Source organism: Salinibacterium sp. NG22 (assembly GCF_015864925.1).
In the GTDB taxonomy this organism is placed as follows: Bacteria; Actinomycetota; Actinomycetes; order Actinomycetales; family Microbacteriaceae; genus Rhodoglobus.
Genome location: NZ_JADYWG010000004.1, coordinates 16,257 through 38,395 on the forward strand (window position 1 = coordinate 16,257; position 22,139 = coordinate 38,395).

Below are 22,139 nucleotides of genomic sequence, written 5' to 3' on the forward strand. Positions count from 1 at the left end.
CGCACCTCTAGTCATAGTCATATCCGTTATAAGTTCTGTCGTAGATCTGACCGCCATTGGCGATCACGCGAATAACGAGCGTGGGGTTCGCCACAAGGAGCGTCACATCGGCGTGACAACTTCCGCCAGGCACGGTGGTGTCTGCCGTCTGCCACGGACCTAAGGTGAGTCCGCCGCAACGGTAGCGCACACTCTCGTACGTTCCGCTTGGCCAATCGAGCCATTCGAAGGTGCCACTTTCGTTCAGCACATCATTATCCGAAGTGAACGTGAGCCCCGCTACGGAAGGATTCACGGGAATGCCGAGCGCAAAGGGTGCTGACCATTCGGGCTGACAGATTGGTCCTGACCCGTAGCTGCGGCAGGCACGAACTTCCACGGAGATATTTTGACCGTACTGCTGGCCGCCATCAGCGGTGAGGAAGGAGCCGAGAGCTACTGGCCCATAGATGGTTCCTGGAACGCTGCCACCGCTGAGCCTGTAGTACAGGGTGTAGTCGCTGTTGAGCGTGTCAGAGCCCATCGCTCCCCCGTTCACGGTGAAGTCAAAGCGGTTTCCGTTCGCCACCGGGCCTGCGGTCGTGAGCGCCGTCACAACGGCTGGCGGGGTATGGGCGACAACCGTCGGCGACGCCGTGCAGCCTTGGCCGTTGTAGGCGAATACCACCATCGTGTAGGTGCGGTTAGGTGAGAGTCCGCTGAAGGTCGCTGATGTGCCCGAGCTAACCGATGCTAGCTTCGCGCCCCTGGCGGTGATCGAGCCGTTCGCCGAACAGGTTGGCTCGGCGCCGGTATAGGCCGCTGCTGTGTAGGCGGTTACCGGGCGACCGTTTTCGTTGAACGCAGCGGGCCAGGTCAATTCAGCGGTGGTGTCGTTGACGACGGTAGCCACCGGCGCAGTGAGAGCGATGGGCGGACCGGCTGGGATCGCACTGCGCGGTTCACTCGTGTTCCAGACGGAGAGCGCGGTGTAGGCAGCATTTCGTGGGCTCACGGTGTATGTCACGGCTACGCCGTTGTCGAGTACCCACGTTGACGGAGTCTCCCACGTGCAGGTAGTGCCATCACACTGAGCAAGGCCGAGCGTCGTTTCGAAGCCACCGACGACAACACGGTAGCGGTCAACAGCGGAACCGCCTGCCGGTGTCGGCACCGCATTCCACGTCAGGCGAAGTCCATGATCAAGGGGTGATGCGCTGAGCGTCGTCGGCGCTACGGGGATGATGTCTGACCACACAGAGTCGGCAAGCGTAACGGGGTCCGATTCTCCAATGGCGTTGATCGCTACGACAGTGACCTTGACGGAGTTGGTTGGTCCGTTTCCGGTGGTCGGAATCGCGCACGTCGTTCCAGCACACTCGACCGTGTTGACGAGTACACCAGCGGCTTTCGTCGTCACCCGGTACGAAGTGATTGCCGAGTTGTTGGCCGGCCCAGCGTTCCAGCGCATCATGATCGTCTTGTCGCCAAAACCGCTCGGTCCGAGGTTCGAAACCGGGTCTGGTTTGTCTTGGACCGACACGACAACCGTGCCCCAGACATACCGCGTCACGTCATTGGTGGCATCCGCGACGCGATATTGCAGGTTTACGTCACCGGGAACCGCTTCGCTAGAGACTGTGACGGTCAGTGTGCTGTTGTCACTGCTCGGGACGATCGAGAGTCCCGCGGGAATAGATCCGCCACCGAGTCCACGGATATCGACCACTCGCAGTGGCGCTCCGGGGAAGGGGTTGGTGGAGGCATCATTGGCAAGCACATCAACGACAGTTGTCTCGCCGCGTTTCGCAATAGCGAGGTCGGCGGCTGGGCTCGCGAGGGGGCGCGTTGACGGCACCACGTTCAACTCGATGCGACCAGATTTGCCCTCGGAGAGATCATCGCGAACACCGAGCGAAATCGAGGTGCGCGTTCCCTTGAACGCGCTGTTATTCGCCCGAAGCGTCAACATCGTGCCCTCGAGCGCGTAGCTGAAGCCTTCCGGCAGCGGGCTCAGGACCGAATAAGCGAGCTCGTCGAGGTCGTCAGGGTACGGGTAGTTCGTCAGCTTGAGGAGATCGATCTCCTTTTCCTGACCCGGTTCAAAGTCGATGACAGCGCCGCCGAAAACGGGGGCTTGATTGTCGCGGGGAAGCACGTCGATGGGCAGCACCAAAATAGCTGTACGGCCCTCAGGATCTGTCGCCGAAGTGCCATCGGTCACTTCGAACGAAATGGATGCCGGCCCAAAGTACTTTTCCGCCGAAGTGAAGACGAGAGTGTCCTCGTCGCGCACGAGGTCAGCGCCATCGCTGTGGGTGGCCAGCACTGTGCTGGAGTCGGTGAGGCGCACGGGCTTGTCGCCGACCGCGATGATGTAGTCGTTGAGGTCGATTACGAGCGTGCTCTCGCTATTGATGCTGAGTTTCTGAGCTCGGCGATCAATTTGCGGCAAAGCGTCGTTATATCCCGGCACCTTAATGAACGCGTAGCTGAAGACGGTGGGGTCCGCTGGGTTCGTCACACGGAAGGGAATGATTTGCCCGACATCGCCTACAGAGACTTCGATCTGCTTGTCTGATGTCACGCGGGCTGCATTGCCGTAGCCCGGGTAGATCCCAAGTGTGAGGGTTCCGGGGTCGCCGTCGGCGAAGAACACGCCCGAGAGAACATCGACGGTGACGCGGTTGCGATCCAGCACATCTGAGAGGGTCAAGACGCTATCGGTGGCGATGGGATACGCCGGTTTGGCCTCGGGGTCGACCGTAACGCGGATGAAGTTCTGGCTCGAGCCGCCCGTCTCGTTTTCGATGACGTAGATGATGCCGTAGTCGCCAGGTTCTTCGGGCGGCGTGACCTTCACCACATCCCCATCGATCTCTGCGACGGTGGTGGAATCGTTGGGCTCTACCGACACCACCGACAGCTGGCTGCCGTCGGGGTCGGAGTCATTCGCGAGCACCTGCACCGACACAGTGATGCCCGGCTTGACCGTCACTTCATCGATGATCGCTACCGGGTTGCGGGCACCATCAAGGCGCGGACTAATCCCGATGTTGATTTCGCCGTTTGCGCGCGCACCGAGCGAGTCAATGAGGGTGTAGCTAAAGGTGTCGGTGCCGGCCGAGTACTCACCTGCCTGGTAGACGAAGGTATTGGACTCAACATCGATGACGGCACCCTTGCTCGGGTTTGTCGCTTGGCCAAGCAACTGCACCGAGTCGCCGTCGGGGTCTGCCGATGTCAGCGGAATCTGCACGCGCACGGTGTCGCCTGCCAGCACGCGGGCTGTCACCGTTGGGGGCACAGGAGGGTTATTGCTTGAGGCGTCGAGCTCGCGCACCGCGATTCGTACGATTGCGGTTGCCGACTGTCCATCGGGGCCAGCGACTTGGTACGCGGCCGTGAAGTTTCCCGTGCGATCAGGCGCAAGGTAGCGCAGCACTTCGCCGGAGGCAAAGAGCAGTCCCGAGTCTTCAGGGAGGTCTTGCGCAAGCTTGGGCACCAGAGTCAGTTCGAGCCCATCGGGGTGTTCGTCATTGTCGAGCACGCGGATGTCGACGGCTTGTCCCACACGAACGGTGACGGAGTCGTCGTTCGCGATCGGCGCTTGAAGCCGGGACGGTGCCGCAATTTCGACAACCGTGATGACACCAACGGCATCCGCTAACCCATTGCTGATGCGGTAGTTGAAGCTGACCGGCCCGTCATCGAGCGGGGCCTCCAAGCTCACACGAACGAGTCGTTGTTCCAAGATTTCCGCACGAACGCCCGAGCTCACGGGAAGGTTCATGATCTCGGTGACGAGCAGCACTCCACCGGCGGGGTCTACGTCGGTACCAGCGACGTCGATTCTCTCGTTCTGAAGGGTTTGCACGAAAACAGTTTTCGGAACGGTAATGGGCGAGGTGTTGGCGTCTGGCGGAGCAACCACATCGATTCGCACAATCGCGGTGAACGTGAGGTTGCCATCGGTGACGACATATTCGAGGTTGTGGCTTCGAATTTCGTCGCTCTGGAATCGGAAGGTGCCGGTCTCGTAGCTCGGCAAGACTTGAGCGCCCGTCTTCGCGGGAACGCTATTGAGGCGGATATTGCCGTTGCCTCCGCGCACGTGGCTCAGCGGCGAGACGGTGACTTCCTTGCCCGCATAGGCGAGCACAACGAACGGGTCTGCCTCGATGGGCACTTCGCCCGCTGGTTTGACCGAAACGGATACACCGCCCGAGCTTTCGCTCGTGCCATCCGATACGACGAGGGTGACGACCTTGAGCTCTCCACCGGCACCAGAGTCCGAGAAGACGAGGTCTCCCCCCGGCTTGTAACTGACAGCATCAGGTGCCGAAACGGAGGCACTCGTCAAGTAAAAAGGGTCGCCATCGGGGTCGACCCAGTCGCCCAAGATTTGGTTGGAGACCCGGCCGCCAGACTGGACCGTAAATTTCGTCGCTCGCACCTGTTCTGGCGGTGAGTTCTCGGAGTCGGCTCGGATATCAATCGTTGCGGTCGCGCTGGCGGTACCCCCACGACCATCGCTGACGGTGTAGTCGAAACTGACTTGACCACTCGCACCGGGTTCGAGCGTGATCTGAATCTGCTGGCGCTCGTTGATGCGGTCGATTCGTCCGATGCTGGGGTTGATCGTCGGAAGACTCTCCACCACCAGCACATCGCCATTGGCGTCGTAGTCGTTGAGCAAAACGGGCAAGACCGTGGCACGCCCGGGGCGGGCCCCAAAGCTGTCGTCTACCGCGACCGGGGGTTGCTGAACAGTGTCAACCTCTGGTTCGACGTCGAGAAGGTTCTGTTCAACTTCAGGCTCTTCATCCTCAGCCGTGATGAGTTGGTTCCAGTTGTCGATCAACTCACCGGAGCTTTGTACCGCCCACGTCCGGCCGGAGAGACGGTCGTTGAGCACGGCGCGCGAACCATTGACCGAATAGGAGAGCTGAGCGTTAGCTTCCATTCCGCTCAGTTGCAGCATGACACCCTCACCGGCATCGCTGGGGCAACGGCGCCAGTTCTCGCCACTTGTCCAAGCTGCGAACTCGCAATCGCCCAAGCGGAGCGGAGGTGCCGCCACCCCGGATTGTCCCGTAGCGAGCCCCACTGCTGCGGCGCCGCTGAGCGGAACGCTAATGACTCCCTGGCTGTATCCGATAAGCACGCGCTCACCGTTTATCGAGGGAATCTGCACAACCGTGCCGTTGCCGCCGTCCACGAGGCCGGTGAGGTCGACAGTGCGACCGTCCATGTACAGCAGTTCGGCATCCGAATCGAGAACGGCCCATTGGCCAGCAACCGACGTAATGCTGAGTTCCGCATTGGGATCGAGTTCTAGACTCACGCTTGATTCAGCGGTGTCAGAAATCGCCGCGTTTACCCGGAAGAGTTGGCTTGTCGACGGAGAGAACGCGAAGAGTAAGCCGTCGTCGTCAACGCTGACGATCGCATCAGCGCCCAGGCTCAAGGATGCCGGTGATTCCGCATCGAAATTGAGGAAGTCCTCGTAGGACCTAATCCAGAGGTCGCCCGTGCCATGTTCGAGAACAACAACGTTGTCTCCCGCGAAATAGACCTCGGGCTGATTGGGCGGAAGAGCGACGCTCTCCTCGATCTCTGACACGGCGGGATCGACAACATCGATCGCACTTTCCGATCGGTCGAATAGCAAAACGCTCTCGCCGTGCTGAATAACTTCGAGGTCAGCACTCCGCGCATTCACGACAGAGTTGATCTCAAGAACTTCCGTGCTCGCGCGCCCGATCGCTTGCTCTTGATTGTTCGCCACCCAGACAGCACCGTCTGCCAAGTCGACCTGCTGTGCGGTGTAACCGGTCGACACAATTGCGACCGTGGCTACCAACGCCACGATCGCAGAGACACTCACCACGCCGATCACTGTTGAGCGACGCGCTTTACCCCAGCGCTTAATCACAGCCACCCATCATCACGGCAACACCGCGCATTTCTGCGCGCTCGCTGCGCCCGATTTGCCGTCGCGGGTCACTGTCACAGAGATGCAGACGTTTTCGCCAGACTCAGCGTCAACCACAAAGCTGGGTTCTCGCTGTTGCAGCGGTGGTTGGTTGTCTGTTGTTGTGATTTGGTATGAGTCACCTGGTTCGAGTCCAGGATCGAACCACGAGAACTCAACGACATCGGTCGAGACCGTAGCGCTAATGTCGCTTACAGTCGGGATGTCGGTGGAACCAGTCTGCAATTGCACGAGCGTGACAGTGGCGCCGAGCACAACCACGAGCGCGGCAACCGCAACACCAATCCACGCAATAGTTTGCATGCCGCGAGTACGCGGAATCGGACTCATTCCTGTCTTGCGGCGAGACATCTTGCCCTCTGCCGCTTCACTCTCGAATGAACCAAAGCTGTCGTCGACCGCGGCAGGGCGCCGGCGTTTGCGACGCTGTGACGACGTCATCGGCGCAGCTTGACCCGGGCGAACCCGAGTACGGTCTTCAAGCTCAGCCACGGTTGCGAGCGCCCAGTCATCCATGGCAACTTCTATGGCGGTCTGGGAGAGGCCGAGCTCAGATTCCACGGCCTGCAGCTCGTGCACGAGTTCTAGCACGCTGCCCTGGCGCGCTTCAGGTTTGCGTGACATCGCCCGGTTGAGCGCACGTTCAAGACTCTCAGGCACATCGCTGCGACCGGTCGTACGGGGCTTTGCGCGGTTGATTCGAGAAATAAGGTCTGTCGACTTGTTCGACTCCCCCGGCACCTCGAAGGGTGAACGCCCCGCTAGGAGCGAGTACACCGTCGCGGCATAGGACCACAGCTCGGATTCAATAGTGCCGGCCGTCTCATCCATCAACACTTCTGGAGCAGACCACGGGATCGACATTCCCACGGCTTCAAGATTCTCGGACTCACTCAGCGTTGCCGCGATACCGAAGTCTGAGAGCACAGGATGCCCGTATGCGGTCGTCAGAATATTGGAAGGCTTGATGTCGCGGTGCAAGACACCAGCGCGGTGGGCAGTCTCGATCGCGCTGCCGATCTTGATAGCGATCCGCAGCACCTCGGGCACGGGAAGTCGCTCAAGGCGGTAGCGCTGGCTGAGCGTGGAGGAACACAGTTCCATCACTAAGTAGGGGCGACCGTCAGACGAGACGCTCGCCTGGTACACGGTGAGGATTGAAGGATGCGAACTGAGCTGCGCCATAAGGTTCGCTTCAGCCTGAAACATGAGGCGAACCTGGTCGTTGACGACCTCGCTGAGCATAACCTTGACGGCGACTTGGCGACGCGGCATATTCTGCTCATACAAGAACACATCGGCGAATCCACCAGAGCCCAAAACGTGCACATGTGAGAACCCGGGCAGGGCAGGCGGATCTGAGGGCAGTCTTCGAGCCACAGAAACACCCCTTACATGTCGTCGAGTTCGATCATTCTAAGTGAGGAAAGCACTCACAAATCGGATTCTGCCCCTTGTCTGGGGGCAGATTGTCTGTCCCCAGTATGGAGGACTAGACGACTATGCCGCTGTAGGCACTTCTAACACGTCAACGACAATGGCCGTGATGTTGTCGCGACCGCCGCTGTCGAGTGCGGAATCAATGAGTTCTGACACTGTTTCCTCCGCCGAATTATGCTTCGCGAAAATCCGCGAAATCTCGACGTCGGAGACCTCGCGGGTAAGGCCATCCGAGCAAATCAAGAGCCGTTGACCGCGCTGAATCGGAAGCATCCAGAAGTCGGGCGATGGGGTCGCGTTGAAGCCCACCGCGCGAGTGATGATGTTGGCATCAGGATGATCCTCCGCTTCTTCGCGCGAAATCACCCCGGCATCCACAAGATCTTGAACAACCGAGTGGTCTCGCGTGACCTGTACCAGTCGATCGTTCTCGTAGTCGTAAACGCGGCTGTCACCGACATTGAAGACAGCGAAGCTTGCCGATTCGTGGTGCTCCGTGACGACGACACCCGTTACCGTCGTACCGACCCCCAACTCGCTATCTTGAGCGATAAGCCCGATGTAGTCCGTTGCTCGTTCGAGAGCTCGTTCAACGGCCCGGGCTGGCAAGAAGTCGCCCGTGATCGCGTCATCCAGTCGCTCGACAACGGCAGCGCTCGCCAAATCGCCGGCAGAGTGGCCGCCCATGCCATCTGCGACAGCAAACATCGGAGAACGCGCGACGTAGCTGTCCTCGTTTGCGGCGCGCCGATGGCCCGTATGAGTTCCCGCAGCCCACGCAAACGTAAACGTTTGCTGTTCTCGCCCTGGTAGAGCGATGGTGTGCTTCGGGTTGTTGCCGCCGATTTCGGTCACGGCTACCTTCCTGCCCGTTTTACTCCAGACGCCGCCGAGGCAGAATCCGAATGATGTTTCCGTCACCAATATCCACTAGCGTGCCGGTCGAAACGACCACCGACTCACCCTGACGGAGTTTTCGTGCAGCATTGCCTGGCACTTGAACGATGGACCCGTTCGTCGATCGAAGATCAGTCACGATCACCGAAGCTCCCAATTGTCGCACTTCGACGTGCGTCTCAGAGACTTCCCGCAGCGGCGATTGCACCGCAACCAAACGTGGTCCAACACCTTTAACGATGCGCGGCGGTCGCGGATCACGACCGAATACGCACGCATGTTCAAGCGAGTGAGCTTGCCCCGTTCCGTCGAGTTGCACTCGGTAGTACAACGCAGACGAGGCGGATGCTGGCGGTGCCGACGACTGCTGAGGAGGCTTCACTTGCGCTGCAGCGCGCGCTCGCAATCGTGCCGCCTCTTGAGCGGTCGTCGCTGACGCCTGCTTCGCCTGCGCTTCCGCCGGGCGTTCATACGGCTGTACGGTGGGGGGTCGACGCCGAGAACTGAGGATGATCGTGTCCTCGAGGTCGGGAACGTTCGACCACACCGTGGGCCGCTGGCCCGCCGTTATCGTGTCGTCAAAGTCATGCCTCACGCCGCAATCTTAGACACGCTTGACGATTTCTCGTGGGAGCCGGTCACGCTTGTCCGATAAAACTCATCACGTGTTTGATGCGCGTGTAGTCCTCGAAGCCATAGCTCGACAGATCTTTGCCGTATCCGGAGTGCTTGAAACCACCGTGAGGCATCTCGGCGACGATCGGAATGTGGGTGTTGATCCACACGCAACCGAAGTCGAGGTGCTTTGCGAATCGCATCGCACGACCGTGATCGCGAGTCCAGACGCTCGAAGCCAAACCGTAGTTGACGTCGTTGGCCCACTCGAGGGCTTGGTTCTCATCCGTGAATTTTTGAACGGTGATGACCGGGCCAAAGATCTCGTTCTGCACGGCAGAATCGTGTTGCTGCAACCCGGAGACAATCGTGGCCTCGTAAAAGTAGCCCTGGCTTCCTTGGCGCGCTCCCCCGAGTTCAACGTGAGCGTGCGACGGCAGCTCTTCAATCACGCGCGATACTTGTGCGAGCTGGTTTGCGTTGTTCACGGCCCCGAAGTAAACGTCTTCGTCGGGTGCACCCGTTGTCGCGTTATCGCGCGTCCAGGCCACGAGGGCTGCCACGAATTCGTCATGAACCCGCTCGTGCACGATCACCCGCGTCGCTGCAGTGCAGTCCTGTCCCGCGTTGAAGTAGCCGGCGGCTCCGATGCCTGCAACAGCAGACTCGATGTCGGCATCGTCAAAGACAATGACCGGAGCCTTGCCGCCCAGCTCCAAGTGCACACGCTTGAGATCAACGGATGCCGCCTTAGCAACTTCCATTCCGGCCCGCACTGAGCCCGTAATCGACACCATTTGCGGCGTCTTGTGGTCGATCATGAGACCGCCGGTGGTGCGGTCTCCGGTGAGAACGTTGAAGACGCCCGCTGGCAGAAACTCGGATGCGACCTCTGCGAACAGCAGGGTGGCCGACGGCGTCGTGTCGCTGGGCTTCAGCACCGTCGTGTTGCCGGCCGCGATGGCGGGGGCGACTTTCCAGACGGCCATGTTGAGCGGATAGTTCCACGGCGCCACTTGACCGATAACGCCGATGGGCTCACGGCGAATCGATGACGTGTGGTCCTTCATATATTCAGCGGAAGCCATTCCGGAGAGGTGTCTGGCTTCTCCCGCGAAGAATCGGATCTGGTCAACCGAGAGCATGATCTCGTCAGCGACGAGGCTGGCGCGGGGCTTTCCGGTGTCTTTCGATTCGAGGTCAGCGAACTCGTCGGCGCGCGCTTCCATCGCGTCGGCAATACGGAAGAGGGCGAGCTGACGTTCCGAGGGAGTCGTCTCGCCCCAGGTTTCGAAGGCGGTCGACGCTGCGGCGTAGGCGGCATCCACGTCAGCGGCTGACGAGACAGGCGACTCGGCGTAGCTGTGCTCGGTCGCGGGGTCGATCACGTCGAAACTGGACTCGGTGCGCGCGGCTACGTACTCGCCGTTGATGAAGTTCTTGATTTCTGAAGCGCTCATGCGTCAACGATAGCGAGGGTGTCATCCGGAATCTACCCTCAGACTGACGGTTTCCGCAGCAAAATCACTATTTTGATTCGGAATCGCTTGCAGAAGCGGGTTTCAACTGACAAAATCGAGGCATGACCACCCCGTCGCGTAGTTCCGCAAACAAGCCTGTGCATCTCGACGATGTTTCGAAAGCCATCATTGAGCAACTTCAGAATGATGGCCGACGCTCCTACGCCGAGATCGGTAAGGCAGTTGGCCTCAGTGAAGCCGCGGTTCGTCAGCGCGTGCAGAAACTGACCGACTCCGGTGTCATGCAGGTCGTCGCGGTTACCGACCCCATGCAGCTTGGCTTTTTTCGCCAAGCCATGATCGGCATCCAAGTCTCGGGAGACACCACAGTCGTTGCCGAAACGATTGGAAAACTGCCCGCTGTCGACTACGTCGTTCTTACTGCCGGCAGCTTCGACATCCTCGCCGAAGTGGTCTGTGAAAACGACGACGACTTGATCGACCTTCTCAACCGCGACATTCGCGGGATCGACGGCGTGCGTTCGACGGAAACCTTCGTCTACCTGCGCCTCCACAAGCAGTTCTACAACTGGGGAACGCGCTAAGCGTTCCTCACAACCCTCAAGAAAGTGTCAGCCATGTCAGAGTACGACGAAGCCGATCTTCAACAAAAAGCCAAAGACCACCTGTGGATGCACTTCTCTCGCCAATCGGTGATGGAAGACGGTGCCGGGGTTCCCATCATTGTGCGCGGCGAAGGCCACCACATTTATGACAGCAAAGGCAACAAGTACTTCGACGGCTTGAGCGGACTTTTCGTGGTCAATGCTGGCCACGGCCGCAAGCGCCTCGCTGAGGTTGCTGCCAAGCAGGCCGAAGAGCTCGCGTTCTTCCCGCTTTGGTCCTACGCGCACCCCAGCGCCATCGAGCTGGCTGATCGCCTGGCTGGCTACGCGCCCGGTGACCTCAACCGTGTGTTCTTCTCCACCGGCGGCGGCGAAGCCGTTGAGACTGCATTCAAGCTAGCCAAGCAGTACTGGAAGCTGCAGGGCCGTCACACCAAGCACAAGGTGATTTCCCGCGCGGTTGCCTACCACGGCACCCCGCAGGGCGCACTGGCCATCACCGGCATCCCCGGCATGAAGGAGATGTTTGAGCCTCTCGTTCCTGGTGGATTCCGCGTGCCGAACACTAACTATTACCGCGCAGAAGAAATGGGCTTCCACGGCACCGAAGAAGAATTCGGCCTGTGGGCGGCTAACCGCATCGAAGAAATGATCCTCTTCGAAGGCCCCGAGACTGTCGCAGCCGTCTTCCTTGAGCCCGTGCAGAATTCGGGTGGATGCTTCCCGCCTCCCCCCGGCTACTTCCAACGTGTTCGCGAGATCTGTGACGAATACGACGTACTGCTGGTCAGCGACGAAGTCATTTGTGCCTTCGGTCGCCTTGGCCACATGTTCGCGTGCGACGCCTACGACTACATTCCCGACATGATCACGTGCGCCAAGGGCATGACGAGTGGATACTCGCCCATCGGTGCCACGATCGTGTCTGACCGCGTCTACGAGCCCTTCAAGCACGGCGCGACGACGTTCTACCACGGGTACACCTTCGGTGGACATCCGGTGTCTGCCGCGGTTGCGCTGGCAAACCTCGACATTTTCGAGGAAGAGAAGATCAACGAGCACGTTCGCGAGAACTCACCGAAGTTCCGCGCTGCGCTTGAGCGCCTGCTCGATCTGCCCATCGTCGGCGATGTGCGCGGCGACGGCTACTTCTTTGGCATCGAACTCGTGAAAGACAAAGCGACGAAGGAAACCTTCAACGACGACGAGTCAGAGCGCCTGTTGCGCGGCTTCCTGTCGAAGGCACTCTTCGACGCCGGGCTGTACTGCCGCGCGGATGACCGTGGAGATCCTGTGATTCAGCTGGCACCGCCCCTCACGATCGGTCCTGCTGAATTTGACGAGATAGAATCGATGCTGCGCTCGGTCTTGACCGAAGCATGGAGCCGTCTCTAGAACTCACCACGTTCGCCCTCCCTCTGACCCCACGGCTCAGATAGAGTTCTTTTCGTGAGCATTGAGGATAAATCGCTAACGCAGCGTCCCCACGAGAGCGATACGCGCATTACTGTTGCGCGCGTTATCGCGATCGTGCTCGCTGTCGCGCTCAATCTTGCGGTTATCGCGACTGGCGTCTGGGCGCTCACTAATCAGCAGCGCATTTCGGATCAGTTTGCGGTGTGGGATTTTGAACCGTCAGCGACTGTTCAGGCCTATGTGACCACGGCGGCGATGTCTGACGAGGGCCAGTTCCTTTTCTATGCCAGTCACCCCGAGATTCAGACGAACCCGATTTTCAACACCACGTGCTCCAACGTCGAGGAGAACTTTGGCGTGCTCGGATGCTACTTTCCGAGCAGCAAGTCAATCTTCCTTTACGACGTCACGGATGAGCGTCTCGACGGCATCGAAGAAGTCGTCGCTGCCCACGAGATGTTGCACGCCGCGTGGGACCGCCTCTCAACTGCCGAGCAGGATCGCTTGACGACTCTGCTCGAAGCAGCAGCCGAGAGCATGAAAGACGATCCCGAATTCGCGACCACCCTTGAGTTCTATGCGAAGACTGAGCCGGGGGAACGGTCGAACGAGCTGCACTCAATCATCGGCACCGAATTCGCTGATGTCGGCCCTGAGCTTGAGGCTCACTACGCGGAGTACTTCACTGACCGCGCCACGGTGGTGGCGCTCCACGAGAAGTCGAACGCGGTGTTTACCGAGCAGCTCGAGGCCAGTGCAAAACTCGTCGACCAACTCGATGCGCTTCGCGCGAGTATCGACGACGACTACGCGACCTACAACTCCGGCTATGACGAGCTCAACAACGACATCGACAGTTTCAATTCACGCGCCGATGAGGGCGATTTCAACACCCTCGATCAGTTCAACAGTGAACGCAACGACCTCATTAGTCGTCAGGATTACCTCAACACTCTCTACGACTCCATCGAAGCGGATGTCGACACCTACGACGACCTCGTGAAGCAGCTCGAGGCACTCAACACCACAATCAGCGAGCTCAACCAGAGCATCAACATTGAACCTCGCAACGAAGACGGCATCTAGCACCTCTCCTCACCAGCGCAGCGAATCCTCTCGGAATTGCAATGTCCGAAAATAGCCAGCAGGTCGCGAACTGCGCAGCGTACGCTCGACACATGCACACGATCACATCCCCCTCCACCGAGGTCGCGTACCTGCTCAGAGTGCCGTCACCCATCGGCCGCATTGAGCTCACGAGCGACGGCGAACACGTCACGGGTCTCGCCATCGAGAACGCTGGCGCGCTCCCCCACGATCACCAGGCTGAGGCCTCGTGCGACGTACTCACGCACGCCGCTCAGCAGCTCAGCGAATATTTCGAAGGCAAGCGTCGCTCCTTTGATCTCCCACTTTCCACCACGGGCACTGAGTTTCAACGATCGGTGTGGCTCCAACTCGGTCAGCTCCCTTTCGGTGCCGCTGTGTCGTATGCCGACATCGGCCGCGCCACCGGGCGACCAAGTGCGGGCAGGGCCGTTGGCGGCGCTGTCGGCGCCAATCCCATCCCAATCATCGTCCCCTGCCACCGGGTACTCGCTTCCAACCAGCGCATCACCGGCTATAGCGGTGGCGAAGGCGTTCCCACCAAGCAGTGGCTGCTCAAGCATGAGGGGATCGCTCACAAGTGAGCGAACGTGAAGCACTGATTGTTGGCCCCGACGGGCGCTCTCGGTGCAGCTGGGTTGGCGACGACGAGCTTTATCGCAATTACCACGACGAGGAATGGGGCAACCCACTCCGCGGCGACCACCGTCTGTTCGAGAAGATCATGCTCGAAGCATTCCAAGCCGGGTTGTCGTGGATCACGATCCTGCGCCGGCGCGAGGGCATCCGCGAGGCGTTCGATCAGTTCGATGCGGCAACGATCGCGCACTACGGCGACGACGACGTGGCCCGCCTCCTCGACGATCCGCGTATCATTCGTAATCGGCTGAAAGTCTCCGCTGCCATCACCAACGCGAAGGCAACTCTGGCGCTAACGGAGAACGCCCCGGGTGCGCTCGACACTCTTCTGTGGAGCTTCGCTCCTCCCGCTCGCCCTGAACGGCTGCGCACTTTTGACGAAGTACCGGCCATCACCCCGGAGTCCACCGCGATGAGCAAAGCGCTCAAGGCACACGGCTTTCGCTTTGTCGGACCGACGACGATGTACGCCCTCATGCAATCCGCCGGCATGGTTGACGACCACCTCGAGGGCTGCTGGCGCGTGGCGTAATCGTAACGCGGCGTGAGCTACTCGTTCTCTACGACGAGGTCCAGTTCGCCAGGGGCACCAGGTTCAAGACGGAAGCCTGCGCCGTTTGCCCAGGTCAGTAGCGAATCGATCGATTCATGGTCGATCCCCGCTCTGATGAGAGCGCGCGCAAAGAGACCCTTTGACTTTTTGTTGAAATGGCTGAGCGCAACCCGTTTGCCGTCCGCGCCTTCAGTCACCACCCGGAGGTAGACGCTACGGGGAGAGGTCGCTCCAAGTTGGGCGTACGCCTCCGACCGAAAATCTAGTTGGAGCCCCTCTACCGCAGCCAAGGCCGCCGTGACGGAGGCTCTCCAGTGACGCTTCAAGGGAACGCCGGGCACCTTTGAGTTATGGGAGAGTCGGTATGCGGGAATGGGATCTCCCGCACCGATGGGGCCGAATAGCGCTGAGTGCACGACTACACACTTCTCGGCGAAGGCCCACTCTTCCGGCGTCAACGAGGCGGCGTCGAGTCCGTCAAAGAGCACTCCCGTGTAGCGCTTGAGCGCCGGCATTACCGGAGCGACAGCGAGGGTGCGGTTGCGTTCAACTTCAAAAAGTTGTTTCGTGCTGATGCCGAGAGCGCTCTGTGCTGCGTCGGGATCGCCGGAAAGCTCGATGAGCGCTTTCGAGACAGCTTGTCGTTCCTCAGTCAGTTCTGGGAACGAAAGCTGCCCATAGTCGAGGGCAGCGTTGCCGTCTCCCCCGTCACGTTTTGTCTCCGAGGGTGGAAGAAGAATGATCACGCGTCAAGAAATGCGGATGCCCGTTCGACGTTCACGCCGATGGGACCCGCCGAGTCGAGAGTGATGCGCGCGACAGCGCCGCTCACTCCGCCCCACGGGGAATACTCTTCAACACTCTGCTCTACAGCGTCACGGTCGGGCGCGCCTGCAAGCGCACGCTTCGCAGCGCGTTCCACGAGTCGTTGTTCATGCACGGCTTCGTCTGAGCACACCACTTCAATGAAGCGGATGCCGGAGCCAGTGCGCTCCGCGAGACTGACCCATTGTTCACGGGCCGGATCCACCGCGTTGACAGCATCGATGATGATGTCGTCGTCGTTCAGCAAGACTGATTCTGCTAGCGCCTCAGCCACCAGATAGGCAGCAAGTCCGATGGGTTGTCCGGCACTGATGCCGGCCTTCAGAATTGCTGTCTCGATCTGGTCGACGGAGAGCACGGTGGTCTTGCGCCGGGCGCCCACGACCTCTGCGATCGTGGTTTTTCCTGCACCCGGCAACCCGGCCATCGCTATAAGCATGTTAGAAAACTAGACGAGTTCAGCGGTGCTTGCCACCACTGTTACGGTGTTGTGCTCAACCGAGAGGAAGCCGTTATCCGCGGTAGCGGTCACGTTCTTGCCGTCTGTGGTGGTCACACGAACCTCTCCCTGAGCCAGAATCGCGAGTAGCGGTTCGTGGCCGGGAAGAATACCGATCTCACCTTCAGTGGTGCGAGCGATGAGCTGGCTCGCCTCCCCCGACCAGATTTCCTGGTCGGCGGAGACGACGCTCACTGTCAGAACTGCCATTGTTAGGAGTTCTCTTTCTGAATCTTGGCCCACTGCTCTTCGACATCGTTGATGCCACCGACGTTGAAGAACGCCTGCTCAGCAACGTGGTCGAACTCGCCCTTGACGATCGCGTCGAACGACTCGATGGTCTCCTTGAGCGGAACAGTCGATCCCTCAACACCGGTGAACTTCTTCGCCATGTAGGTGTTCTGCGAGAGGAACTGCTGGATGCGACGTGCGCGCGATACGGTGATCTTGTCTTCTTCAGAGAGCTCGTCAACACCGAGGATCGCGATGATCTCCTGGAGTTCCTTGTTCTTCTGCAGAATCTGCTTCACGTTGGTCGCGACACGGTAGTGGTCGGCACCTAGGTAACGGGGGTCGAGGATACGACTCGTCGAGGTGAGCGGGTCAACGGCGGGGTACAGACCCTTCGATGCGATTTCACGGCTGAGCTCAGTCGTGGCGTCGAGGTGGGCGAAGGTGGTTGCCGGAGCCGGGTCGGTGTAGTCATCGGCAGGCACGTAAATTGCCTGCAGCGACGTAATCGAGTGACCACGCGTCGAGGTGATGCGCTCCTGAAGGATACCCATCTCGTCGGCGAGGTTCGGCTGGTAACCAACGGCAGAAGGCATGCGGCCGAGAAGCGTCGAAACTTCACCACCGGCCTGCGTGAAGCGGAAGATGTTGTCGATGAAGAGCAACACGTCTTGCTTCTGAACGTCACGGAAGTACTCAGCCATAGTGAGAGCCGAGAGCGCAACGCGAAGACGCGTTCCTGGCGGCTCGTCCATCTGGCCGAAGACTAGAGCAGTCTTGTCGAAGACTCCCGCTTCTTCCATCTCGACGATGAGGTCGTTACCTTCACGGGTACGCTCACCAACACCGGCGAACACCGAAACACCACCGTGGTCGGAAGCAACGCGCTGGATCATTTCCTGGATCAGAACGGTCTTACCGACACCGGCACCACCGAAGAGACCAATCTTTCCACCGAGCACGTAGGGCGTGAGAAGGTCGATGACCTTGATACCGGTCTCGAAGAGTTCCGTCTTCGACTCAAGCTGGTCGAATGCCGGGGGCTTGCGGTGGATGGGCCAGCGCTCGGTAATCTCAACGGTCTCGCCGTTGACCTTGCCGTCTTCATCTGCGTTGAGGATGTCACCCGTGACGTTGAAGACCTTGCCCTTGGTGACATCACCAACAGGAACAGTGATCTGCTCGCCGGAGTCGCGAACCTCTTGGCCACGGACAAGTCCGTCAGTGGGCTTGAGCGCGATGGCGCGAACTACGTCGTCACCGAGGTGCTGAGCTACTTCGAGAGTGATCTCGGTTGTCTCGCCACCGATGGTGACGTTGGTCTTGAGCGCGTTGTAGATTCCGGGGATCGAATCATGCGGGAACTCGACGTCTACAACTGGGCCGATTACGCGCGAGATGCGACCGATACCGGCAACATTCGCAGCAGGAACCGTCTTGGCAGCTGCCTTCTTTGCAGGCGTCTTCTTGGCGGGGGCCTTTACGGCTGCCGCCTTCGTCGCTGCTGCTTTTGTGGTTGCTGCCTTTGCAGCGGGGGCCTTCTTGGCCGGGGCTTTTTCAGTCATGGCTTCCCTATCTATGGTTCTTACTTAGCCGAGCTGAGGGCGTCCGCGCCGCCCACGATCTCGGAAATCTGCTGGGTGATCTCCGACTGACGCGCGTTGTTGGCCAAGCGCGTGTAGTCGTTGATGAGCTTGTCTGCGTTGTCGCTTGCAGACTTCATTGCCTTCTGCGTTGCTGCATGCTTTGCAGCGGCAGACTGGAGCATGGCGTTGAAGATACGGCTCTCGATATACACAGGAAGCAAGGCGTCGAGCACCTTGTCTACCTCTGGTTCGAACTCATAGAGCGGAAGGATCTCCGACTCTTCGGGTGCTTCAACACCTTCAACGATCTCCAGTGGGAGAAGACGAACAACCTCAGGAACCTGCAGAAGCATGCTCACTAGGCGGTTGTACACGATGTGGATTTCGTCCACTCCACCTTCGCTTGCCGGCTGCAAGAATTTGCTGACGACGGCGTCACCGATTTCTTTGGCGACCTCGAACTCTGGTGAGTCCGTGCCGCCAGTCCAAATCTGCTCTGCATCGCGCTTGCGGAAAGCAAAGTACGCGGCGGACTTACGTCCAACCAGGTAGTAAACGACCTCTTTGCCTTCGGCTTCGAGTCGAGCTGCGAGTTCGCCAGCTTCGCGGAGAACGTTCGTGTTGAACGCTCCCGCAAGTCCGCGGTCACTCGAGAAGATAACAACCGCAGCGCGGTCAATCGTCTCGGGCTCAGTTGTCAGCACGTGATCGACGTTCGAGAAAGTCGCCACCGCCGAGACGGCACGCGTGACCGCACGTGAGTACGGACCCGATGCAGCTACTCTCTGCTTCGCCTTTTGAATGCGCGACGCGGAGATCAGCTCCATCGCGCGTGTGATCTTCTTGGTCGTCTTGGCAGAACTAATTTTCTGCCGGTAGACCCGAAGTTGCGCTCCCATGGCTTTCTAACTTTCTATGTCGTGTTGGTCGATGATCACTGGTGCGAAGCTCAGCGCTTCTGCTTGACGATCTTCTCTTGAGCGATGTCTTCTTCAGCGATCTCTTCGAACTGCTCAGAACCAACGGAGTTGAGGGACTTGCCCTCACCCGTCTGGAAGCCAAGCTTGAAGGCTTCAACTCCGGCATCCATGTCAGCGATCAGCTGGTCATCGAGTGCGTTCTTCTCGCGAAGGGTGTCGAGAACCTTGGTGTTGCGGGCGAGGTAATCGTGCAGCTCGCTCTCAAAACGCAGGATGTCTTCGACAGGAACCTCATCGAGCTTGCCGTTGGTGCCGGCCCAGATCGATACAACCTGCTTCTCGACGGGGAACGGCGAGTACTGCGGTTGGCGAAGCAGCTCGGTGAGGCGAGCGCCTCGAGCGAGCTGGCGACGGCTGGTGGGGTCGAGGTCGGATGCGAACATCGCGAATGCTTCGAGCGAGCGGTACTGAGCGAGCTCGAGCTTCAGCGTTCCCGAAACCTTCTTGATCGACTTGACCTGAGCGTCTCCACCCACACGCGAAACCGAGATTCCTACGTCGACTGCTGGACGCTGGTTGGCGTTGAACAGGTCGGACTGGAGGAAGATCTGGCCGTCGGTGATCGAGATCACGTTGGTCGGGATGTAGGCCGCGACGTCGTTTGCCTTGGTCTCGATGATGGGCAGACCCGTCATCGATCCGGCACCGAGCTCGTCAGAGAGCTTGGCACAACGCTCGAGCAGACGGGAGTGCAGGTAGAACACGTCACCGGGGTAAGCCTCACGCCCTGGCGGACGACGCAGGAGCAGCGATACTGCACGGTAAGCCTCAGCCTGCTTGGAGAGGTCATCGAAGATGATCAGTACGTGCTTGCCGCCGTACATCCAGTGCTGGCCGATGGCCGAACCGGTGTAAGGAGCGAGGTACTTGAATCCTGCGGGGTCGGATGCGGGAGCGGCCACGATGGTGGTGTACTCCATGGCGCCGGCTTCTTCGAGTGCGCCCTTGACGGCAGCAATCGTCGAACCCTTTTGACCGATAGCAACGTAGATGCAGCGAACCTGCTTGTTCTCGTCGCCGGACTCCCAGTTTTGCTTCTGGTTGATGATGGTGTCGATCGCGATGGCCGTCTTACCGGTCTGGCGGTCACCAATGATGAGCTGGCGCTGGCCACGGCCGATCGGGATCATGGCGTCGATTGCCTTGATTCCGGTCTGCATGGGCTCGTGGACGCTCTTGCGGTCCATGACGCCGGGAGCCTGAAGCTCGAGTGCACGACGGCCCTCAGCCTTGATCTCGCCGAGACCATCGATCGGGGCGCCCAGGGGGTCAACCACACGACCGAGGAACGCGTCGCCGACGGGAGCGGAAAGTACTTCGCCGGTGCGAGTAACTTCCATGCCTTCGACGATGCCGGTGAACTCACCGAGGATGACGACACCGATCTCGTCTTCGTCGAGGTTCTGAGCGAGGCCCAGGGTGCCATCGGCGAAGCGAATGAGTTCGTTGGCCATGACGCCGGGGAGGCCGTCAACGTGTGCGATACCGTCGGCAGCGTCTACGACGGTGCCCGTCTCGGTCGTCGCAGCCTTGCCAGGCTCGTAAGCCTTGACGAAGTCCTTGAGCGCGTCGCGGATGTCGTCCGGACTAATGCTGAGTTCTGCCATTGTGTTTTCCTATTCCGTGGAAAGGTCTGCTAACTCGCTAGCCCGCGAGTTGGATCCTGAGGTCATTGAGCTTGGTGGAAACGCTGCCGTCGATGACTTCGTCACCGATCTGAACGCGTACCCCACCGATGAGCGAGGGGTCGATACGAACGTTGAGTTTGAGCTCGCGTCCGTAGTTCTTGGTGAGGCCGGCGCGCAGACGTTCGAGCTGTGCGGCCTTCAACGGGGCGGCAGTCGTAATTGTTGCGACTGACTCGCCCGCTTGGTCGGCCACGATGTCGGCGGCCGTTGCGACGAGTTCACCGATACGGCGGCCACGCGGCTGCTGCACGAGCTGGTCGATGATGGCGATTGACTGATCGGAGGCTTTGCCTGCGAGCAGTTCGCGAACCAATGACGACTTCGATGCAGCGGAACCAAGTTTGCTTCCGACAGCGAGTTCTAGCTCAGCATCAGATGACACGGTGTCGCCGAAGGCGAACAGTTCGTCATCAATGGAGAGCTTCGCCGGAGCGGACTTCGCAATTGCGCGAATGCCGATCTCTTCAATTCCTGCGAGCAGGTCATCGGCATCCGACCAACGAACACTCACGATGGCTGAAAGTACGGTGCGCGCTGACGCGCTCAGCGACGAGAAAACCGAACCGACAATGGCGGCCTTGTCTTTCGCAGCGGCGGCAGGATCGGCCAAAGCGGAGCGCAGTTGAGCGGAATCGCCCACGACACGCCCTGCTTCAAACAGCTCTGCGCCAGTGGCCAGAGAGTTCTTGACAGTGACGGATGACAGAGCATCCTTCGCTGCTACAAGCGCTTCTCTCGTAGCTGATCCCATTACTTCTTCGCCTTCGCCTTCTCTGAAGCCTCAAGGTCAGCCAGGAACTGGTCGACGAGTGCGGAGGACTTCTTGTCGTCCGTCAAGCTCTGCCCGATAACGCCCGATGCGAGGTCGATGGCCATTGAGCCAACTTCGCTGCGGAGCGAGACGAGAGCTGCTTGGCGCTCTGCTTCGATCGTGGCTTGGGCGTTCGCAGTGATGCGAGCAGCCTCAACCGTTGCCTGCTCTTTGAGCTCGTTGACGATCTCGGTGCCCTCAAGTCGTGCCTGTTCGCGAATCTTCGCGGCCTCGGCACGCCCCTCGGCGAGTTGCGTCTTGTACTGCTCAAGAGCTTCAGCGGCTTCAGCCTGAGCGATCTCAGCCTTCTTGATGCCACCTTCGATGGCATCAGCGCGAGCATCAAGCGTCTTCGTCAGTGCAGGAAGGAACTTCTTCCAGAAGAAGAACAAGATGATAGCGAAACAAACCGCTGACCAAATAATGTCGTAGTCCGCAGGAAGAAGCGGGTTGATTACATCACCCTCAGTTTCTTCTGCAGCAGCCAGTAGTGCGCTAAGCATCCCAGCCTCCTCAATCAGTTGTTAGTAATTAGCCGGGGAACGGGATGAATGCAACTGCGATCGCGATGAACGCGAGCGCCTCGGTGAATGCAATACCGAGGAACATGAGGCCCGTGAGGCGACCCTGAAGTTCTGGTTGGCGTGCAACGGACTCAACGGTCTTGCCCACAACGATGCCTACACCGATTGCGGGTCCGATGGTTGCAACACCGAATGCGAGGGGTGCAATGTTTCCAGTCAGCTCTGCGACGTTCATTTGTGTTTCCTTCCGTGGTTTTCTAATCCA

Annotated in this window: 19 protein-coding genes; 5 read left to right on the forward strand and 14 right to left on the reverse strand. The window is 59.5% G+C overall.

Annotation, left to right across the window (positions count from 1 at the left end):
- Positions 1 to 7: 7 nt before the first annotated feature.
- The 5 genes from I6E81_RS13690 to I6E81_RS13710 all read right to left on the reverse strand — a co-directional run bounded on the left by I6E81_RS13690 (position 8) and on the right by I6E81_RS13710 (position 10,389).
- Positions 8 to 5,917 (reverse strand): Ig-like domain-containing protein, encoded by a 5,910-nt coding sequence (locus I6E81_RS13690; RefSeq protein ID WP_197108932.1) that lies wholly within the window; start codon positions 5,915 to 5,917, stop codon positions 8 to 10.
- Between the two features lie 12 nt (positions 5,918 to 5,929).
- Positions 5,930 to 7,357: a serine/threonine-protein kinase gene (locus I6E81_RS13695; protein ID WP_197108933.1), complete on the reverse strand. Its 1,428-nt coding sequence runs from the start codon at positions 7,355 to 7,357 to the stop codon at positions 5,930 to 5,932.
- Positions 7,358 to 7,477: 120 nt separating this feature from the next.
- A complete protein-coding gene (locus I6E81_RS13700) occupies positions 7,478 to 8,272 on the reverse strand; it encodes a PP2C family serine/threonine-protein phosphatase (protein ID WP_197108934.1) in 795 nt (264 codons plus the stop codon).
- A gap of 19 nt (positions 8,273 to 8,291) precedes the next feature.
- Positions 8,292 to 8,909, reverse strand: coding sequence for an FHA domain-containing protein (locus I6E81_RS14425; protein WP_197108935.1), 618 nt, complete (start codon positions 8,907 to 8,909; stop codon positions 8,292 to 8,294).
- 43 nt (positions 8,910 to 8,952) lie between these two features.
- Positions 8,953 to 10,389, reverse strand: a complete 1,437-nt coding sequence (locus tag I6E81_RS13710) for an aminobutyraldehyde dehydrogenase (protein ID WP_197108936.1) — start codon at positions 10,387 to 10,389, stop codon at positions 8,953 to 8,955.
- Positions 10,390 to 10,511: 122 nt separating this feature from the next.
- On the opposite strand from I6E81_RS13710, the gene I6E81_RS13715 reads away from it, so the two are divergent.
- From I6E81_RS13715 to I6E81_RS13735, 5 genes are all read left to right on the forward strand, one after another.
- A complete protein-coding gene (locus tag I6E81_RS13715; RefSeq protein ID WP_197108937.1) occupies positions 10,512 to 10,994 on the forward strand; it encodes an Lrp/AsnC family transcriptional regulator in 483 nt (160 codons plus the stop codon).
- A gap of 33 nt (positions 10,995 to 11,027) precedes the next feature.
- A complete protein-coding gene (locus I6E81_RS13720; protein WP_197109012.1) occupies positions 11,028 to 12,410 on the forward strand; it encodes an aspartate aminotransferase family protein in 1,383 nt (460 codons plus the stop codon).
- A gap of 54 nt (positions 12,411 to 12,464) precedes the next feature.
- Positions 12,465 to 13,517 (forward strand): hypothetical protein, encoded by a 1,053-nt coding sequence (locus tag I6E81_RS13725; RefSeq protein ID WP_231600165.1) that lies wholly within the window; start codon positions 12,465 to 12,467, stop codon positions 13,515 to 13,517.
- Between the two features lie 92 nt (positions 13,518 to 13,609).
- Complete coding sequence (locus I6E81_RS13730) at positions 13,610 to 14,122, forward strand: methylated-DNA--[protein]-cysteine S-methyltransferase (protein WP_197108938.1); 513 nt, start codon at positions 13,610 to 13,612, stop codon at positions 14,120 to 14,122.
- Positions 14,119 to 14,709, forward strand: a complete 591-nt coding sequence (locus tag I6E81_RS13735; protein WP_307784177.1) for a DNA-3-methyladenine glycosylase I — start codon at positions 14,119 to 14,121, stop codon at positions 14,707 to 14,709. Before I6E81_RS13730 ends, I6E81_RS13735 begins: the two co-directional genes overlap by 4 nt.
- A gap of 17 nt (positions 14,710 to 14,726) precedes the next feature.
- On the opposite strand, the gene I6E81_RS13740 is transcribed toward I6E81_RS13735, so the two are convergent.
- From I6E81_RS13740 to atpE, 9 genes are read right to left on the reverse strand one after another with little or no spacing between them, the layout of a single operon-like run.
- Positions 14,727 to 15,476 carry a YaaA family protein gene (locus I6E81_RS13740; RefSeq protein ID WP_197108939.1) on the reverse strand — a complete coding sequence of 250 codons (750 nt, stop codon included), beginning with the start codon at positions 15,474 to 15,476 and terminating at the stop codon, positions 14,727 to 14,729.
- Entirely contained in the window at positions 15,473 to 15,994 is a 522-nt protein-coding gene (locus tag I6E81_RS13745; RefSeq protein ID WP_197108940.1) for an ATP-binding protein, read from the reverse strand. The genes I6E81_RS13740 and I6E81_RS13745 overlap by 4 nt, the downstream gene beginning before the upstream one ends.
- 9 nt (positions 15,995 to 16,003) lie before the next feature.
- Positions 16,004 to 16,264: a F0F1 ATP synthase subunit epsilon gene (locus I6E81_RS13750; protein WP_197108941.1), complete on the reverse strand. Its 261-nt coding sequence runs from the start codon at positions 16,262 to 16,264 to the stop codon at positions 16,004 to 16,006.
- Between the two features lie 2 nt (positions 16,265 to 16,266).
- Positions 16,267 to 17,850 carry a F0F1 ATP synthase subunit beta gene (atpD, locus tag I6E81_RS13755; RefSeq protein ID WP_231600166.1) on the reverse strand — a complete coding sequence of 528 codons (1,584 nt, stop codon included), beginning with the start codon at positions 17,848 to 17,850 and terminating at the stop codon, positions 16,267 to 16,269.
- Between the two features lie 20 nt (positions 17,851 to 17,870).
- On the reverse strand, positions 17,871 to 18,770 hold the full coding sequence (locus I6E81_RS13760) for a F0F1 ATP synthase subunit gamma (RefSeq protein ID WP_197108942.1): 900 nt from the start codon (positions 18,768 to 18,770) through the stop codon (positions 17,871 to 17,873).
- Positions 18,771 to 18,820: 50 nt separating this feature from the next.
- Positions 18,821 to 20,458 (reverse strand): F0F1 ATP synthase subunit alpha, encoded by a 1,638-nt coding sequence (gene atpA / locus I6E81_RS13765; RefSeq protein ID WP_197108943.1) that lies wholly within the window; start codon positions 20,456 to 20,458, stop codon positions 18,821 to 18,823.
- Positions 20,459 to 20,495: 37 nt separating this feature from the next.
- Positions 20,496 to 21,290, reverse strand: coding sequence for a F0F1 ATP synthase subunit delta (locus I6E81_RS13770; protein WP_197108944.1), 795 nt, complete (start codon positions 21,288 to 21,290; stop codon positions 20,496 to 20,498).
- Positions 21,290 to 21,853: a F0F1 ATP synthase subunit B gene (locus I6E81_RS13775; protein ID WP_197108945.1), complete on the reverse strand. Its 564-nt coding sequence runs from the start codon at positions 21,851 to 21,853 to the stop codon at positions 21,290 to 21,292. The genes I6E81_RS13770 and I6E81_RS13775 overlap by 1 nt, the downstream gene beginning before the upstream one ends.
- Positions 21,854 to 21,881: 28 nt before the next feature.
- Positions 21,882 to 22,109, reverse strand: coding sequence for an ATP synthase F0 subunit C (atpE, locus tag I6E81_RS13780; RefSeq protein ID WP_197108946.1), 228 nt, complete (start codon positions 22,107 to 22,109; stop codon positions 21,882 to 21,884).
- Positions 22,110 to 22,139 lie beyond the last annotated feature (30 nt).

Coding starts and splice junctions, on each gene's coding strand:
- atpA (WP_197108943.1), bottom strand. CDS start 20,458: ATGGCAGAACTCAGCATTAGTCCGGACGACATCCGCGACGCGCTCAAG.
- I6E81_RS13770 (WP_197108944.1), bottom strand. CDS start 21,290: ATGGGATCAGCTACGAGAGAAGCGCTTGTAGCAGCGAAGGATGCTCTG.
- I6E81_RS13745 (WP_197108940.1), bottom strand. CDS start 15,994: ATGCTTATAGCGATGGCCGGGTTGCCGGGTGCAGGAAAAACCACGATC.
- I6E81_RS13750 (WP_197108941.1), bottom strand. CDS start 16,264: ATGGCAGTTCTGACAGTGAGCGTCGTCTCCGCCGACCAGGAAATCTGG.
- I6E81_RS13760 (WP_197108942.1), bottom strand. CDS start 18,770: ATGGGAGCGCAACTTCGGGTCTACCGGCAGAAAATTAGTTCTGCCAAG.
- I6E81_RS13730 (WP_197108938.1), top strand. CDS start 13,610: ATGCACACGATCACATCCCCCTCCACCGAGGTCGCGTACCTGCTCAGA.
- I6E81_RS13720 (WP_197109012.1), top strand. CDS start 11,028: ATGTCAGAGTACGACGAAGCCGATCTTCAACAAAAAGCCAAAGACCAC.
- atpD (WP_231600166.1), bottom strand. CDS start 17,850: ATGACTGAAAAAGCCCCGGCCAAGAAGGCCCCCGCTGCAAAGGCAGCA.
- I6E81_RS13775 (WP_197108945.1), bottom strand. CDS start 21,853: ATGCTTAGCGCACTACTGGCTGCTGCAGAAGAAACTGAGGGTGATGTA.
- atpE (WP_197108946.1), bottom strand. CDS start 22,109: ATGAACGTCGCAGAGCTGACTGGAAACATTGCACCCCTCGCATTCGGT.
- I6E81_RS13710 (WP_197108936.1), bottom strand. CDS start 10,389: ATGAGCGCTTCAGAAATCAAGAACTTCATCAACGGCGAGTACGTAGCC.
- I6E81_RS13715 (WP_197108937.1), top strand. CDS start 10,512: ATGACCACCCCGTCGCGTAGTTCCGCAAACAAGCCTGTGCATCTCGAC.